13 protein-coding genes are annotated in these 15979 nt (G+C 72.2%); 7 read left to right on the top strand and 6 right to left on the bottom strand.

Going from position 1 to position 15979, the window contains the following annotated elements; translation table 11 throughout:
• Nucleotides 1-73 precede the first annotated feature (73 nt).
• Genes ABT057_RS39960 through ABT057_RS39940 form a run of 5 tightly spaced genes read right to left on the bottom strand, consistent with a single transcriptional unit; the run spans nt 74 to nt 5905 of the window.
• Nucleotides 74-961: a hydroxyquinol 1,2-dioxygenase gene (locus ABT057_RS39960; protein ID WP_352348843.1), complete on the bottom strand. Its 888-nt coding sequence runs from the start codon at nt 959-961 to the stop codon at nt 74-76.
• Nucleotides 954-2066 carry a maleylacetate reductase gene (locus tag ABT057_RS39955; protein WP_352348842.1) on the bottom strand — a complete coding sequence of 371 codons (1113 nt, stop codon included), beginning with the start codon at nt 2064-2066 and terminating at the stop codon, nt 954-956. Before ABT057_RS39955 ends, ABT057_RS39960 begins: the two co-directional genes overlap by 8 nt.
• On the bottom strand, nt 2063-3355 hold the full coding sequence (locus ABT057_RS39950) for an MFS transporter (protein WP_352348841.1): 1293 nt from the start codon (nt 3353-3355) through the stop codon (nt 2063-2065). The genes ABT057_RS39955 and ABT057_RS39950 overlap by 4 nt, the downstream gene beginning before the upstream one ends.
• A complete protein-coding gene (locus tag ABT057_RS39945) occupies nt 3352-4902 on the bottom strand; it encodes a bifunctional 3-(3-hydroxy-phenyl)propionate/3-hydroxycinnamic acid hydroxylase (RefSeq protein ID WP_352348840.1) in 1551 nt (516 codons plus the stop codon). Before ABT057_RS39945 ends, ABT057_RS39950 begins: the two co-directional genes overlap by 4 nt.
• 16 nt (nt 4903-4918) lie before the next feature.
• Complete coding sequence (locus ABT057_RS39940) at nt 4919-5905, bottom strand: amidohydrolase family protein (RefSeq protein WP_352348839.1); 987 nt, start codon at nt 5903-5905, stop codon at nt 4919-4921.
• 323 nt (nt 5906-6228) lie between these two features.
• On the opposite strand from ABT057_RS39940, the gene ABT057_RS39935 reads away from it, so the two are divergent.
• On the top strand, nt 6229-7011 hold the full coding sequence (locus tag ABT057_RS39935; protein ID WP_352348838.1) for an IclR family transcriptional regulator: 783 nt from the start codon (nt 6229-6231) through the stop codon (nt 7009-7011).
• A 90-nt stretch (nt 7012-7101) separates the two neighbouring features.
• Here the strand turns inward: ABT057_RS39935 and ABT057_RS39930 are convergent, their stop codons facing one another.
• Nucleotides 7102-7908: a PaaX family transcriptional regulator gene (locus tag ABT057_RS39930; protein ID WP_352348837.1), complete on the bottom strand. Its 807-nt coding sequence runs from the start codon at nt 7906-7908 to the stop codon at nt 7102-7104.
• 201 nt (nt 7909-8109) lie between these two features.
• Between ABT057_RS39930 and ABT057_RS39925 the strand changes: the two genes are divergently transcribed.
• The 6 genes from ABT057_RS39925 to ABT057_RS39900 are packed head-to-tail and all read left to right on the top strand — an operon-like array spanning nt 8110 to nt 15972.
• Nucleotides 8110-9606, top strand: coding sequence for an FAD-dependent monooxygenase (locus tag ABT057_RS39925; protein WP_352348836.1), 1497 nt, complete (start codon nt 8110-8112; stop codon nt 9604-9606).
• Nucleotides 9603-11645, top strand: coding sequence for an acetate--CoA ligase family protein (locus ABT057_RS39920; protein WP_352348835.1), 2043 nt, complete (start codon nt 9603-9605; stop codon nt 11643-11645). The genes ABT057_RS39925 and ABT057_RS39920 overlap by 4 nt, the downstream gene beginning before the upstream one ends.
• Nucleotides 11646-11656: 11 nt before the next feature.
• Complete coding sequence (locus ABT057_RS39915) at nt 11657-13330, top strand: (2,3-dihydroxybenzoyl)adenylate synthase (RefSeq protein ID WP_352348834.1); 1674 nt, start codon at nt 11657-11659, stop codon at nt 13328-13330.
• A complete protein-coding gene (locus ABT057_RS39910; RefSeq protein ID WP_352348833.1) occupies nt 13320-14450 on the top strand; it encodes a cupin domain-containing protein in 1131 nt (376 codons plus the stop codon). The genes ABT057_RS39915 and ABT057_RS39910 overlap by 11 nt, the downstream gene beginning before the upstream one ends.
• Entirely contained in the window at nt 14447-15280 is an 834-nt protein-coding gene (locus tag ABT057_RS39905) for a fumarylacetoacetate hydrolase family protein (RefSeq protein WP_352348832.1), read from the top strand. Before ABT057_RS39910 ends, ABT057_RS39905 begins: the two co-directional genes overlap by 4 nt.
• Nucleotides 15277-15972, top strand: coding sequence for a maleylpyruvate isomerase family mycothiol-dependent enzyme (locus tag ABT057_RS39900; RefSeq protein WP_352348831.1), 696 nt, complete (start codon nt 15277-15279; stop codon nt 15970-15972). The genes ABT057_RS39905 and ABT057_RS39900 overlap by 4 nt, the downstream gene beginning before the upstream one ends.
• Nucleotides 15973-15979: the final 7 nt, after the last annotated feature.

Below are 15979 nucleotides of genomic sequence, written 5' to 3'. Positions count from 1 at the left end.
CCCGGGCGACCCGAGCCGACCGCAGGCCGCCCCTCCCGCCGGCCCCGGCGGGAGGGGCGCCGCCGTGCCCCTCTCACTCTTTCCGAAGGACGATGTCGAAGGCCGTCGAGGTCCACGGGCCCTCCAGTCGACGGCTGTCCGGCGTCGGGGTACCGGCCCCGTGACGGTCGAAGGGGCGGATGAGCGACTGCTTCACGCCGAACACGGAGTCGGATTCCAGACCGGCGTCGCCCGCCACGAAGATGTGAGTGACGAGACGCCGGAAGCCGGGTGCCGTCACCATGAAGTGCAGATGCGGTGCACGCATCGGTGAACGGCCGGCGTGGTCGAGGAGCCGGCCGACGGGGCCGTCGTCCGGGATCGGGTACGGCGTGGGGGTGAGCCCCCAGAACCGGTAGCGGCCCTCGGCGTCGGTGAACAGGTGCGCGCGCCCCGCGAGGGTCGCGTCGCCGTACTGGACGTCGTACATGCCGTCGTCGTCGGCCTCCCACACCTCGACGCGGGCGCCGGGGACCGGGTTGCCGTCGGCGTCCGTGACCCGGCCCTCGACCCACGCCGGCTCACCGGTCGCACCGCCCGCGATGTCCCCGCCGAGCTCGATCCCGGGCGAGTCCTGGACGAAGAACGGGCCGAGGACGGTGGACTCCGTCGACTCGTCGGGGCCCGGTTCGTTCACCGCGACGGTGAGCATGGAGATGCCGAGGACGTCCGAGAGGAGGACGAACTCCTGACGGGTGTCGGTCGTGATGCGACCGGCCGCGGTGAGGAACTCGACCGCCGCGCCCCACTCGCCCTCGGTGAGGCGGGTCTCGCGCACGAACGCGTGGGCGTGCCGTACGAGGGCCCGCATGACCTGGCGGAACCGCTCGTCCTTCGCGGCGTCGAAGCTCGCGACGACCTTGTCGGTCAGTTCCTGTTCAGTCGTCTCAGTCGTCTCAGTCGTCAAAGTCGTCTCAGTCATCGGGGGGCTCTTCCGTGCGAAGGGCGGTGAGAGGGACCGGCACCGGCACCGGGGTGTCCCCGCGGTACGCCCGGCCGAGCAGCTCGCGCATCTCGTCGCGTGTCACGCGCCGCGGGTTGGTGTCCGGCACCTGCGCCATGACCAGGTCGCAGGCCCGGTCGAGTTCCTGCTCGGCGAGTCCCAGCTCGCTCAGGGAGCGCGGAGGTCCGAGCCGGGCGTAGAGGGCGAGCAGCGCGCCGAAAGGGTCGGAGCCGGCGTGGAGCGCGGCTCCGAGGTGCCGCGCCGCCTCGGGTGACGCGGCCAGGTTGAGGCCGACCACGTGCGGCAGGACCACCGAGTGCAGGGCGGCGTGTTCGAGGTCGTAGGCACCGCCGAGGACGTGGCACACCTTGTGGTGCAGTCCCGAGCCGGCTCCCGCGAAGGCGACCGCCCCGAGGTAGGTGCCGAAGAGGATCTCCCGGCGGGCCGCGACGTCCTGGCCGTCGGCGACGATGCGCGGCAGCGCGGACGCCAGCGAGCGGACACCCTCGACGGCCAGGGCGGAGCTGATCGGGTTGTGCCGGGGGGCCCACCACGCGTCGACGCAGTGGGCGAGCGCGTTGAGCCCCGACGTCACCGACAGGCGGGTCGGCAGCGACAGCATGAGTGCCGCGTCGTAGACGACGACCCGGGGGAGCACCTTCGGATCGACGCCGGTGCGCTTGTGACCGTCCTCGGTGAGACCCCAGACCGGGGTCGCCTCGGAGCCGGCGTATGTCGTGGGGACCGCGAGGATGGGCAGACCGGTGGTGAGCGCGGCCGCTTTGGCGGTGCCCGTCGTGGAGCCGCCGCCGACGCTCAGCAGCAGGTCGGCCGCGTGTTCGCGGGCCGCCGCCCGCACGGCCCCCGCCACCTCGGCCGGCACATGCGGCCTGACCGCGCCGAACGTCGCCACGACGGGAACGTCCTTGCAGATGTCCTCGGCAAGGGCACGTTCCCCCTCGGCCGCGATCACCAGGACCCGGCTCGCGCCGAGTCCCGCGACCTCGGCCGCCACGTCCTCCCGTGCGGTGCCCGAGCCGAAGACGACCCGCTGGCCCCAGGACTCGTGGACGACTCGTGTCATGCCGTCACCGCTCGCCCCCGGGGCACCGCGCCCGCCGCGAACGCCCCGATCAGCGCCGGTACGGCGAAGGCGTAGAAGGCCCACTGGACGTCGGCGCCCGAGCTGAGGACGAACGCGCCCAGGGACGGGCCGGCGATCGCGCCGAAGCGGCCGATCGACAGGGCCCACGCGAGGCCGTTGCCGCGCAGGGCGTCCGGGTAGCGCGTCACGATGAACGCGTTGCCGAGGATCTGCGAGCCGATGAACCCGAACCCGCTGATGAACATGAGCACGAACATGACCGGCGTCGGCGGGCGGGTGCTCATCGCGACCAGGCTCAGGGTGCCGACCAGGAACGCGACGACCACCACACGCTTCGCGCCCAGCGCGTCCGCGACCCGGCCGCCGACGACGGCCCCGACGCCGACGCCGAGCCACATGGCCGCCGTCTGCAGCAGCGCCGAGCCGAGGGAGAAGCCCGCGGCCTGCATGATGCTGGGCAGCCAGGTGCTGATGCCGAAGACCAGAAGCAGTCCGCAGAAGGACATCGCCCAGAACAGCACGGTCGAGACCGCGAGCCCGCCGGTCAGCAGCGAGCCGATACCGAGCCAGCGGCCCGGGTCCGACGCCGGGGAGGCGTCCGACGGGGCGAGACCGAACCGCTCCTCCACCATCCTCGCCTCGGCGGTCCGGCCCGTACGGCCCAGGTGGAACGGGCTCTCCGGGAGCCGGAGCACCAGCGGTACGGCCAGGAACACCGGGATCACGCCGATCACGTACAGCCAGCGGTAGGAGACGTCGGGCAGCAGGGCGGTGCCGAGCAGCGGGGAGAGCAGGGCGCCGGCCGCGTAGCCGCTCATGATCAGGGAGACGTTGCGGCTGCGGCGGCCCGGCTCGCTGAGGTCGGCGACGTATGCGTTGATCGTCGGCAGTACGACGCCCAGGCCGAGACCGACGACCAGGCGTCCGGCCCCGAAGGACGGGACGCCACCGGCGAACGTGCAGCCCGCCATGCCGAGCGAGAACACGGTGGTGCCCAGCAGCAGGAGCCGGCGCGGGCCGGTGCGGTGGACGAGGGCCCCGGCGAGGGCCGCGCCGATCAGCATCCCGATGCCGACGAACGAGCCGACGGTCCCGGCCTCGGCCTTGTCGATGCCGAGCGAGGGGTCGCCGAGGATCGCGGGCACGCTGACGCCGTACACGGCGAGGTCGTAGCCCTCGAGGGACGCGACGACCCAGGCCGCGACCAGGATGAACGTGTTCGCGGGCACTCTGCGGACGGCTGGGCGTATGACGGACGGTGCGGTCATGGCCGGATCCCTTCTCCGACGGTGGCAGGAGCCTGTACCGGCTGGACTGCCGTGGCAAGTGTCTTCAGGAGCGCCGGGACGTCGGACAGCGAGTCCACGGTGCCGAGGATGTAGAAGTCGGGCCGCCACAGAACGGCGGCGCAGCGGGTTTCGTCGAACCAGCGCCCGTAGACGCCGCCGACATCGGTGATCCCTTCGGTGGTGAGGCGGCGGTCGGTGAGGTGGTGGACGGCCACGCCGAGCCCGGCGGCCGGCTCGACGGCCGAGGCGTCGAGCGCGGCGCCCTCGCGGCCGTCGACGAGGAGGACGAATCCGCGGCCGAGGACCTCGTCGAAGAGTCCCCGGGTGCCGTGCGATTCCACCCGGCCGTGCGGCATCAGGTGTCCCGCCTGCGGGGACGCGTCGCGCAGACCGGGGCCGAGACCCGGGAAGCGCATCTTCTCGGGGCGCCCGTTCGCCTCGCGCTGGGCGATCAGCCGGGCGTCGCGCTCGGCGGCGGCCACCGGGTCGCGCATGGTCTGGACGCGGCCGAGCTCGATGCCCTTGGCGATGATGGCCCGCACATGCGGCTCGCGTTCGCTCTGGTACGTGTCGAGGAGCGCGTCGTCGGCGCCCCGCAGTACCGCGTCGAGCTTGAAGGAGAGGTTCTGGGCGTCGCGGATGCCGGAACACATGCCCTGCCCGAGGAAGGGCGGCATCTGGTGGGCCGCGTCCCCGGCGAGCAGGATCCGGCCGTCGCGCCAGCGCTCCGCGACGAGCGAGCGGAACGTGTACGTGGCGACGCGGACGAGGTCGGCCCGCGAGCGGTCCAGGTAGGCGGCGACCCGGGCCCACACCCGGTCGGGCTCCCGCTCGACGGGGAAGGAGTCCGCCGAGTCGAGCATGAAGCTGAACCGGTGGTGCTCGGGGCCCAGCGAGATGATCGATGTCGGCTGCTCGGGGTCGCAGACCTGGCGGGCCTTCGGGACGTCCGAGGGACCGGTCAGGCGGAAGTCGCAGACCATCCACGGCTCGGAGAACCCGTAGTCCTCCTGCTCGACGCCGAGCCGGCCGCGGGTGAAGCTGTTGCCGCCGTCGCAGGCCACGACGTACCGGGCCGAGACGGCCGGGCCGCTCCCCTCGACCTGGATGTCCACGCCGTGGTGCGTGCTCTGCAGGCCGGTGGCGCGGGAGCCCATCCGGATCTCGACGTTCCCGAGACCGCGGACCAGGCCGTCGAGGGCGTCCTCGAGGTAGGGCTGGTACATCATGTACCACTCCGCCCAGCCCTGGCTCCCGACGGTGGCGAAGTCGTGCTCGATGAGGAGCTCGCCGGCGCCGTTGCGCCACTCGTAGTTCCGCTGGACGTGGAGCGTGGGCAGCAGATCGTGGGAGATGCCGAGGCGGTCGAAGGTCCGCATCGTCTCGTCGTCGAAGATCGCGGCGCGCGGAAGGTTGTAGAGGGTCGGGTAGCGCTCCAGCACCACCACGTCGTGGCCCGCCTGCCCGAGCAGCGCCGCGGTGACCATGCCCACGGGCCCGTAACCGATGACGGCGACGTCGTACACGTGCGTTCCCTTCCGCTCAGACGCCCGCGAACGCGGGTGCGGTGGTGAGGCCGAGCAGCTTCTCGGCGTTCTGGTGGCCGATCTTGAGCCGGTCGGCGTCGCTGATCGGGGCGTCCCGCAGGAACTTCGTGGCCGTCCCGATGTCCTCGAAGGGGTAGTCGGTGCCGAAGAGGATGTGGTCGGCGCCCATCGAGAGCAGCGCGGTGAGCAGCGGGGCGGAGGAGCAGACGCCGCTGGTCGTGATGTAGAGGTTGTTCCGGATGTACTCCGAGGGACGGCCCCGCTTGAGCTCGATTCCGTGGTGCGCGTGGAAGTCCCAGCGGGAGTCCATGCGCCACAGCACGAAGGGCAGGCCCTCTCCCATGTGGCCGAGCAGCAGCTTGGCGTTCGGGAAGTCGTCGAACACGCCGCCGAAGATGAGCCGTAGGACGTGGGTGGCGGTGTCGATGCCCCAGCTCCACATCGGTCCGACGAGTTCGGGGTGCCCGGACAGCACGTGCGCGGTGTCGACGCCGTTGGCCGGGTGCAGGTAGAGCGGTACGTCGAGGTGTTCGGCGCGCTCCCAGACGACGCGCAGGGCCGGGTCGTCCAGGTACCTGCCGTGGGTGTGCGCGTTGACGAGGGCGCCGCGCAGTCCGAGCTGCGTGACCGCGCGCTCCAGTTCGTCGGCCGCGGCTACGGGGTCCTGCAGGGGCAGTGCGCCGAAGCCCGAGAAGCGGTCGGGGTGCTCGGCGATGACACCGGCGAGGAAGTCGTTGACCGTGACCGCCTGGCGCACGGCGGCGGCCGGGTCCTTCTCCGCCTGGAGGCCGGGGGAGTTGAGCGAGAGCACCTGCATGTCCAGTCCGGCCGCGTCCATGTCGTCGAGGCGTTCGCCGGTGAGGTCGAGGAGGCGGCGGGAGGCTTCGGCCCAGGCGCCCGGCTGGGCGATGGACGCGGTCGACGCCCCATGGCCCACCAGGTCGGGGGTCACGAAGTGCTCTTCGAGGCCTATCAGCTTCATTGCGGAGTTCTCCTCGGGGGGTTTGCGTTTGAGGTCGATGTCCCGTTCGGGGGTGCGGCGACGCCCGGCTCGGTGTGATCGGCCGGGAGGTATGAGATGCGCGGGTGTGTGCGCCGAAGGACGAGCGGCTCCGGGCGGCTGCGGAACGGGCCGCCGATTTTTGACCGGGGCAGTCGGGGAGTGAGTGCCACCGCTGTCGCAGTTCACCAGAACGTAACGCGTTCCGCAATAGTGAATGTAGGATCGGTTCGTGATCGGAGATCGGCGCTCGTCGCGTCGATAGGCTGAGCACCGTCATTCACCTGCGGGAAGAGAGCTGCGCTGTGACCGAGACCGACCCCAGGGAGAACGGGGAGCGTCAGGGCATCCAGTCCGTCGAGACCGCGATGCGGGTCCTGCTGGCGCTGGAGAACGGCGGCGGAGCGCTGAGCCTGTCCGCGATCGCGCAGGCCAGCGGTATGCAGCCCAGCAAGGTGCACCGCTATCTCGTCAGCCTCGGCCGCATCGGGCTGACCTCGCAGGACCCCGCCTCGGGCCTCTACGACTTCGGCGCCGCGATGCGCCGCATGGGCGCCGAGTCGCTGCGCCGCACCAACGAGGTGGCGGTGGCGAGCGGCCACGCGATGCAGCTTCGCGACCGCACGGGCCACTCCGTGAACCTCGCGGTGTGGGGGGACCGCGGCCCGATCGTGGTGAGCTGGGCGTACGGCACGCGGCCGCTGCCCCTGACGGTGCGCGTCGGCGCCACGCTCCCGCTGCTCACGTCGTCCGTGGGCCAGGTCTTCCTGGCCCACCTGCCGCAGAGCCTCACCGACGAGGTGCTGGGCGGAGAGCTGCACGGCCGGGAGACGGAATGGACGGGCGAGCGCCTCGCGGCCCTACGGGCTCAGATCCGCGAGCAGGGGCATGTCGTGACGCACAGCGGCGTCATCCCGGGCATCATCTCCGTCGCCGCGCCCGTGTTCGCGGCCGGCGACCCGCTGCCGCTCGCCGTCTCCGTCGTCCTGCCCGAGAGTCTCGGCACACCCGACCACCTTGCCGAGCTGACCCGCGAGCTGCGCGACACGACGGCCGCGGCGTCCCACGAACTGGGGCACTTGTCCTAGGGCGTGTTTCGAAAGTCCCGCCTGCCTGGCGACGCCTGGCACGCACGCACCAGACGCCGCCAGTGTCAACAACGCTCGTGATCAATACACCTAGTGCCGGCGTGTGCCCGCCACCTCGTCGTAGTAGGACTCGGCCGACGGGCCGAGGAGTTCGTGGGCCTCCAGGAACATCTCGTGCGCCTCGTGGCCCACCCAGCCCGCCGGCAGGAGCTCGGTCGGCAGGTCCGGGTCGCGGAAGGGGAACTTGCGGTAGTCGTACGTCAGCCGCATGCGCTCGACCAGCGCCTCCTCGGGGCTGAGGTGTCCGGCCCGGTAGGACGGCATCCGGCTGCGGTAGGTGCGCAGCAGCTCCTGGTAGTCCTCGTTGAGGGCGGCGAGATCCCAGCTGCGTGCCGCCATCTCGCGGTCGACGGGCAGCCCGCCGGACTGGCAGCGCAGGGTGTCCAGACGGATGGCGGGCTCATCGGCGAACTTCTCCCGGACCTGCTGGAGCCGGTCGTGCGCGGAGACGTACGTGGACGGGGCCAGGGGGCCGAAGCCCAGCCAGGCGAGCTCCTTGCGGATGCGGTCGCGTACGCCGCGCTCGGTCTCGGGGACCGAGTAGATGACCATGTACCAGTGCCGGTCCCAGTCGGACGGCGCCCGGTCGAAGATGCGTGAGCGGCCCTCGTCGAGGAGCTGGAGACTGCGCTTGTTGAGCGCGTAGATCGTCTCCCTGCCCTCGCGCCGGACGTCGAACCAGTCCTCCTTGCGCAGGCGTGCGAGGGCCACCCGCACCGTGCTTTCGCCGACACCGAAACAGCCCATGAGTGTGCTGAGGGTGCGCAGTCTGGCGGCGCCGCCGCGGTAGCGCACGTAGTCGCCGAACAGGTCGAAGACGATCGATCGAGGCTTCACGAAACCGACTATGTCACACGGACGGCCGTCGTGAAGATGAGTCATCCGGCCGGGAAACCCATGCTCCCGCGAGGCTCCGGCCCAAGGACATGAAACAAATTATTGACGCCCGTGCATCTGTTGACACGGGATGCGTCCGGGGCTGAGTCTGGGCCTGTACCCGACGTAGAGGCAGGAACCATGGGTTTCCGGATCGCTTGCGTGGGAGGCGGCCCCGGCGGGCTGTTCTTCGCGGCGCTCGTCAAGCAGGCCGATCCGTCGGTCGAGGTGACGGTCTTCGAACGGAACCGCGCGGAGGACACCTTCGGCTTCGGCGTGGTCTTCTCGGACGCGACGCTGGCCGCCATCCATGCGGCGGATCCCGTCCTGCGTACGGCTCTCGCGGACCACGGCCGGCACTGGGACGACATCGAGGTGCGGCTCAAGGGGCAGCGGATCCGGTGCGGCGGCAACGGCATGGCGGCCATCACCCGCAAGACCCTGCTCCAGCTGCTGCACCGGCGGGCCGAGGAGGTCGGGGTCGAGCTCCGGTTCAGCCACGAGGTTCCCGCGGATCCGGCGCAGCTGGCCGGCTACGACCTGGTCGTGGCCGCGGACGGGGCGAACTCCCGGTTGCGTGACCGTCTCGCCGACGAACTCGTGCCCGAGGTGGAGGTCGCGACCGCCAAGTTCATCTGGTTCGGCACGGACTACCTCTTCGACGGCCTGACCTTCGTGCACGAGCACGGACCGCACGGCACCTTCGCCGTGCACGGCTACCCGATCAGCGACAGCGTCAGCACCTTCATCGTGGAGACGGACGAGGAGTCCTGGCGCCGGGCGGGGCTCGACGAGTTCGACACCGCGCAACCGCCGGGCCCGAGCGACGAGAAGACCAAGCAGTACCTGGAGAAGCTCTTCGCCGACCAGATCGACGGGCACGAACTGCTGGTCAACAACTCCCGCTGGGGCAACTTCCGCACCCGGCGCACCCGGCGCTGGCACAGCGGCAACGTCGTCCTGCTCGGCGACGCCGCGCACACCGCGCACTTCTCGGTCGGCTCCGGAACCAAGATGGCCATGGAGGACGCCGTCGCGCTCGCCGACAGCCTCATCGCCCACCGCGACGACCTGACGAGCGCCCTGGAGGCGTACGAGGCGGTGCGGCAGCCCTCGGTGGCGAAGATCCAGGGCGCCGCCCGGCCGAGCCTGTCGTGGTGGGAGCACTTCGGGCGCTACCACGACGCGTTCGAACCGACGCGGTTCGCCTTCCACTTCATCTCCCGCAGCATCGGCAAGGAACGGATCGCGCGCCGCGACCCGGAGTTCGTCGAGCGGGTCGTCCAGGGCTGGCGGGCCGCACATGACGGGCATGCCCCCCTGGACACGCCGTTCCGGGAGTTCAACGGGCGGCGGCTGACCGCGGCGGAACTCGCGGCGGTGCGCTCCGAAGGGTGCCTGTGGCTCACCGCACCGGAAGGTGAGGCGCAACTGCCCGGAATCTATGACGAGTTGGCCAACGCCTTGAGCCCCGACAGACCCCCGCGCCTGGTCGCCGTACAGGGCGGAACACCGCTCACGCGGTCGCTGCTCGCCGAACAGGCCCGGCTGGTGCACGGCGTACCGGCACTGATCGTGGAGGACGGGATGGACGACGACCGGGCCGAGACACTGCTGCTGTCCGGGCGCGCCGACCTGGTGGCGGGGGAGCGCGTATGAGCACCGACCTGACGCCGATGCTCGCGCCCGAGGGCGTGGTCGTGATCGGCGCCTCACGGCAGAGCGGCAAGCTGGGCGCCGCCATGGCCCGTTCGCTGGCCCCCTTCCCCGGCGCCCGCGCGCTGGTCAACGCGCGGCGCCCGGAGCCCGACGAGGGCGTGTACGCCTCGGTCGCGAAAGCCGCCGCGCACACCGGGGGACGACTCGACCTCGCCGTGCTCTGCGTACCGGCGTCAGGCTGCGCCCAGGCACTGGCCGAGGCGGCCGCCGCGGGCTGCCGTGCGGCGCTGGTCTGCGCGGGCGGTTTCGGCGAGGCGGGCCCGGAGGGCGAGCAGTACGCGCAGGCACTGCGCCGCGTCGCCCAGGAGACGGGGATCCGCCTGCTCGGTCCCAACACCTCCGGTTTCTTCGCCCCCCACCTCGGACTGACGGCCAGCTTCGTACCCGCGGCCGGGCAGCTGCCGGCCGGGGACATCGCGGTCGTCGCGGCCAGCGGCGGCGTCAACCACGCGCTCTCCTTCGACCTGGTCGCCGCCGGGAACGGGATCAGCGTCGGCGTCGGCATCGGGGCAGGCCTCGACGTCACCGCCGCCGACGTCCTGGAACACCTCGCGGAGGACGACCGTACGACGGCCGTCGCGCTGCATCTCGAGACGGTGCCCGACGGGCCGCGCATGGTCGAGGCCGTACGGCTGGTGGCCGCCGTCAAGCCGGTCGTGGCACTGGTCGTGGGCCGCACCGACGTCGGTGACTTCGCCCGGTCGCACACCGGGGCGCTCGCCACCTCCTGGCGTACGACCCGTGCCGCGCTGCGGCAGGCGGGGGCGGTCGTCGTCGACGACGAACGGGAGATGGTGGACGCCCTCACCGCGCTCTCGCGCATCCGGCTGCGCCCCGACCCCGACCCGGGGCTCGCCATCGTGACCGCCCAGGCCGGGCCGGGTCTGCTGCTCGCGGACCGGGCGGGCAGCGACGGCATCCAGGTGCCGGAGCTGGCCGAGGCCACGCGGCGCACGCTGAGCGAGCTCCTTCCCCCGCTCACCTACCAGCGCAACCCGGTCGACACCGGCCGGCCCGCCGAGACCTTCGCCCGTGTCCTCGACGCCACGGCCGCGGATCCGGCGGTGGACCTGCTCGCCGTCTACGCCCTGACCGAGCCCGACAGCGTCGACCTCGCCTCGGCCGCGCAGGACGCCGGCCTCGGTGCGGACTCCCCGGCCGTGGTGGTCGTCGGCGGCCTGCCCGAGGACGTCGCCGAGCAGCGGGCGCGGCTGCACAAGGCGGGGATTCCGGCACTGACCGGACCGGCATCGGCTGCCAATGCCGTACGGGCTCTCGTGACCCATGCCCGGCAGCGGGCGGTGCGGGCCGAGGCGGCTTCGCCGGAGACGACGGCCTCCGTGCCCGCCGGCCCTCTGCACGAGGACGCCGCGAAGACCTTCCTGTCGGAGCTCGGCATCCGAACCCCCGACCGCGTCGCCTGCGAAACCCGCGCCGACGCCCACTACGCCCTGCGCCTGCTGGGCGAGCCGGTCGCGGTCAAGGTGCTCGACGCCTCGATCCTCCACAAGACGGAGGTCGGCGGAGTCCACCTGGGCGTCCGCACCCCCGAAGAGCTCGACGCGGCGCTGGACGCCATCGGCCCCGGCCGCCGCTACCTGGTGGAGGCGATGGCCCCGGCCGGTGTGGACCTCGTGCTCGGCGTACGACGGGACCCCGTGTTCGGGCCGGTCGTCCTCGCCGGGCTCGGCGGTACGGCCGCCGAGGTGCTCGCCGACGTGGCGATCCGGCTGGCCCCGCTGTCCGAGGCCGAGGCCGCCGGGATGCCCGACGACCTCGCGGCCCGCGCCCTGCTCGACGGCTGGCGCGGCGGACCGGTGCTCGACCGGGCCGAGTTCGGGCGGGTCGTCTCGGCGCTCGCCGCCGCCCTGGCCGCGAGTCCGGACACCGCCGAGATCGAGATCAACCCCCTGCGGCTCACCGCCGACGGGCTGATCGCCCTGGACGCCGTGATCGTGCGCACCGCCGACCGCACCTGAGGAGAACGACCATGCCAAGGCCGAGCAGCAACGGCGCTGTCCCCTGGCCCGCGGAGTACGCCGAGCGCTACACCGCGAAGGGGTACTGGGAAGGACACGCCATCGGGGACCGGCTCCACGCCGCCGCCGACGCCACTCCCGACGCGGTCGCGCTCGTCGACGGCGACCGACGGCTGACGTACCGTCAACTCGCCGCGCACGCTGACGCCGTGGCCCTGCGCCTGGCCGCCCTCGGGCTCCGCCCGGACGACCGGCTCGTGGTGCAACTCCCCAACACCGCCGAGTTCGTGATCCTGACCTACGCCTGTCTGCGCCTCGGTGTCATCCCGGTGATGGCACTGCCCGGGCACCGCAGACACGAGATCGGCCACCTGGTCGGGCACAGCGAGGCCGTGGCCATCGCGGTGCCGGACTTCCTCAAGGACCACGACCACCAGGCGATGGCCCTCGAGGTCGCCGGCGACTCCCCGACCCTTCGGCACATCCTGGTACTCGGCGACAAGGTCGGCGACGACGCCGTGGACCTGCGGGAGTTGTGTGCCGCGCCCGGCACGCCGACGGACCGCGCCGCCGTGGACGCGTACCGGCCCGACAGCCGCTCCATCGCCGTCTTCCTGCTCTCCGGCGGCACCACCGGCCTGCCCAAGCTCATCGCCCGCACGCACGACGACTATGTCTACAACGCCCGCCGCAGCGCCGAGGTGTGTGAACTCGGCGCCGACACGGTCTACTTCGCCGCGCTGCCCCTCGGCCACAACTTCCCGCTCGCCTGCCCGGGCCTGCTGGGCGCGCTGCTGAACGGCGGCCGGGTGGTGTTGGGCTCCCCCAACCCGGAGAAGGCGTTCCCGCTGATCGAGCAGGAGGGCGTCACCGCTTCGGCGCTGGTCCCGGCCATCGCCCAGCGCTGGCTCGACCACCACCGCGAACACCCCGGAACAGACCTGAGCTCGCTGCGTCTCCTCCAGGTCGGCGGCTCCCGGCTCGCCGACCACGTCGCCCGCCGGGTGCGCCCCGAACTGGGCTGCACGCTCCAGCAGGTGTTCGGCATGGCCGAAGGCCTGCTCAACTACACGCGTCCGGACGACCCGGAGGACGTCATCTGCACGACGCAGGGACGCCCCATGTGCGAGGACGACGAACTCCGTGTCGTCGACGAGCTGGGCAGTCCCGTCCCGGAGGGGACCCCGGGGGTGCTGCTCACCCGCGGCCCGTACACCCCCCGCGGCTACTACCGCGCCGAGGAGCAGAACGCCCGCGCCTTCACCGAGGACGGCTGGTACCGCACCGGCGACATCGTGCGGCTGCTGCCCGACGGCAACCTGGTCGTCGAAGGCCGCGACAAGGACATGATCATCCGGGGCGGGGAGAACATCTCCGCCGAGGAGGTCGAGAACTTCGCCTACCAGACCCCCGGCGTCGCGCGCGCCGCCGCCGTGGCGATGCCCGACGCCCGACTCGGCGAGCGGGTCTGCCTCTACGTCGTACCGGAACCGGGCCGCACCGTGACCCTCGACGACGTCCACCACGTCATGGAACGCGCGGGCACGGCGCGTTTCAAGTTTCCCGACCGGCTGGTGACGGTCCCCGAACTCGCCGCCACCAAGGTCGGAAAGATCGACAAGAAAGCGCTGCGCGCCGACATCACGCGCCGGCTCGACGCCGAAGGAACCTCCGATGACCAGTGACACCGACGGGATGGTGCCCGTCATAGCCCCGGAGGAGACGGACCCCGAACTCCGGAAGCTGTACGACGGATTCGCGGCTGCCGGGCTCATCCCGCTGTGGACCGAGATCGGCAACCTCATGCCGATGACCCCGCAGCCCGAGGCCGTCCCGCACGTCTGGCAGTGGGACACCCTGCTGCCGCTCGCCCGCCGGTCCGGGGACCTGGTGCCGGTCGGGCGCGGCGGCGAGCGCCGTGCCATCGCCCTCGCCAACCCCGGCCTGCCCGGACGGCCGTACGCAACTCCCAATCTCTGGGCGGCGATTCAGTATCTGGGCCCGCGCGAGGTCGCCCCGGCCCACCGCCACTCGCAGGGCGCGTTCCGGTTCATCCTGGAGGGCGAGGGAGTGTGGACGGTCGTCAACGGCGACGCCGTCGAGATGCGGCCCGGCGACCTGCTGCTCACCCCGTCGATGCACTGGCACGGCCACCACCACGTCGGCGACGCGCCGATGGTCTGGCTGGACGGTCTCGACATCCCGCTCGTGCACCGCCTCGACGCCGGGTTCTTCGAGTTCGGCGAGGACGGGGTGTCGGACCGGTCCACCCCGACCCGGTCGCGCAACGAGCGGCTGTGGGGCCACCCGGGACTGCGGCCGATCGGGGTGCCGGACAGCGTCAACTCCCCTCTGATGGCCTACCGTTGGGCCGACACCGACGACGCGCTCACCGCCCAGCTGGAACTGGCGGACGAAGGACACCCCGGCGTCATCGAGCCCGGCCACGCCGGCATCCGCTTCACCAACCCCGCCACCGGCCGCGACGCCCTGGCCAGCCTGCGCACCGAGATGCACCGGCTGCGCCCGGGCACCGCCACCGCCACCCGCCGCACGGTGGGCTCCTCGGTCTGGCAGGTGTTCCGCGGCAGCGGCACCGCCACCCTCGACGACCGTGTGATCGAGGTGACCGCGGGCGACCTGATCGCCGTCCCCTCCTGGTGCGCGCTGACCATCACCGCCCATACCCGGCTCGACCTGTTCACCTTCAGTGACGCGCCCCTGTACGAGGCGCTCAACCTCGCCCGCACCGAAACGATCCAGAGGCCGGAAAAGGCCGAGAACAACGGGAGCACCACCTCATGAAGCTCGCCACCATCCGCACCGCCGACGGCACGGCGGCCGTACGTCTCGACGGCGGGAGGGCCGTGGAGACCGGAGCCCCCGATGTCGCCGCCCTGCTGCGCCGTCCCGACTGGCGTACCTACGCGGCCGCCGCCGACGGCCCGGCACACGAGGTGGCCGCACTCGACCTCGCCCCGGTCGTCACGACCCCGGCCAAGATCTTCTGCGTGGGCCACAACTACCGCACCCACATCGCGGAGATGGGCCGGGAGATGCCGTCGTACCCCGCACTCTTCGGCAAGTTCGCCAACGTCCTGCTCGGCGCACACGACGACATCGTCCACCCCGGCGAGACGCAGGAGCTGGACTGGGAGGCCGAACTCGGTTTCGTCGTCGGCTCCCGGCTGCGCCGCCGCGCGACCACGGAGGAGGCGGCCGCCGCGATAGCCGGCTACACCGTCGTCAACGACATCTCCATGCGGGACTGGCAGTGGCGCACCCCGCAGTGGCTGCAGGGCAAGGCGTGGGAGGCCAGCACCCCGGCCGGGCCCTGGCTGGTGACCGGCGACGAGATCGACGACGCGGCCGACCTGGAGCTCCGCCTGGAGGTGGACGGCGAGGTCATGCAGCGCTCGCGCACGTCCGACCTGCTCTTCACCCCGGCCGACGTCGCCGCCTATCTCAGCACGTTCACGACGCTGGAGCCGGGCGACCTCGTTCTCACCGGTACTCCGGGCGGGGTCGGCGCGGCCCGCGATCCCAAGGTGTTCCTGAAGCCGGGCCAGGTCGTACGGACCGTGGTGGAGGGCATCGGGGAGTGCGTGAACACGGTCGTCGAGGACAAGCCGTGAAGGTCCTCGGCTGGGTCGAGGACGGGCAACGCCGGCTGCAACAGGCGACCGACGCGCTGCCCCCGACCGCGGTGGCCGAACCGTCCGCCCTCCCCGGCTGGACCCGCGGCCACCTCCTCACCCACCTCGCCCGTAACGCCGACGCCCTGGTCAACCTGCTGACCTGGGCCCGGACGGGCACCCCGACCCCGATGTACACCTCGCCGGACCAGCGCGCGACGGACATCGAGGCGGGCGCCGGACGTCCGCTCGCCGAACAGCGGGCGGACGTACGGGAATCCGCCGCCCGGTTCGCCGAGGCGGCTGCGGCGCTGACGGACGACGCCTGGTCGGCCACGGTCACCAGCGGACAGGGCCGCGAGATCCCGGCGTCCGAAGTGCCGTGGCTACGGGCCCGCGAGGTGTGGATCCACCTGGTCGACCTGCGGGTGGGCGTCGGCATGGACGTGCTGCCGCCGGACCTGGCCTGGGCCGTCGTACGGGACGTCGCCGGATGGATGTCGGCCCGCCTGGCGCCGGACACCGGGGCCGAGCTGACGGCGGACGGCCACGGCACCGTCGTACTGGGAACGCCCCCTCCGAGCGGTGCCACGGTCTCCGGGCCGCCGCACGCCCTCGCCGCCTGGCTCACCGGCCGGGGCGGCACCGAAGAACTGCACGGCGAGCTGCCGAAGCTCCCGCGCTGGATGTGACCGAGTG

Source organism: Streptomyces sp. NPDC002588 (assembly GCF_040295925.1).
Taxonomy (GTDB): Bacteria; Actinomycetota; Actinomycetes; order Streptomycetales; family Streptomycetaceae; genus Streptomyces.
This window is presented reverse-complemented; position numbering and strand designations above follow the sequence as displayed.

Bases quoted from the DNA above. Each gene is read 5' to 3' on its own strand.
- ABT057_RS39960 (WP_352348843.1), bottom strand. From the start codon at position 961: ATGACTGAGACGACTTTGACGACTGAGACGACTGAGACGACTGAACAG.
- ABT057_RS39955 (WP_352348842.1), bottom strand. From the start codon at position 2,066: ATGACACGAGTCGTCCACGAGTCCTGGGGCCAGCGGGTCGTCTTCGGC.
- ABT057_RS39950 (WP_352348841.1), bottom strand. From the start codon at position 3,355: ATGACCGCACCGTCCGTCATACGCCCAGCCGTCCGCAGAGTGCCCGCG.
- ABT057_RS39940 (WP_352348839.1), bottom strand. From the start codon at position 5,905: ATGAAGCTGATAGGCCTCGAAGAGCACTTCGTGACCCCCGACCTGGTG.
- ABT057_RS39920 (WP_352348835.1), top strand. From the start codon at position 9,603: ATGAGCACCGACCTGACGCCGATGCTCGCGCCCGAGGGCGTGGTCGTG.
- ABT057_RS39915 (WP_352348834.1), top strand. From the start codon at position 11,657: ATGCCAAGGCCGAGCAGCAACGGCGCTGTCCCCTGGCCCGCGGAGTAC.
- ABT057_RS39910 (WP_352348833.1), top strand. From the start codon at position 13,320: ATGACCAGTGACACCGACGGGATGGTGCCCGTCATAGCCCCGGAGGAG.
- ABT057_RS39905 (WP_352348832.1), top strand. From the start codon at position 14,447: ATGAAGCTCGCCACCATCCGCACCGCCGACGGCACGGCGGCCGTACGT.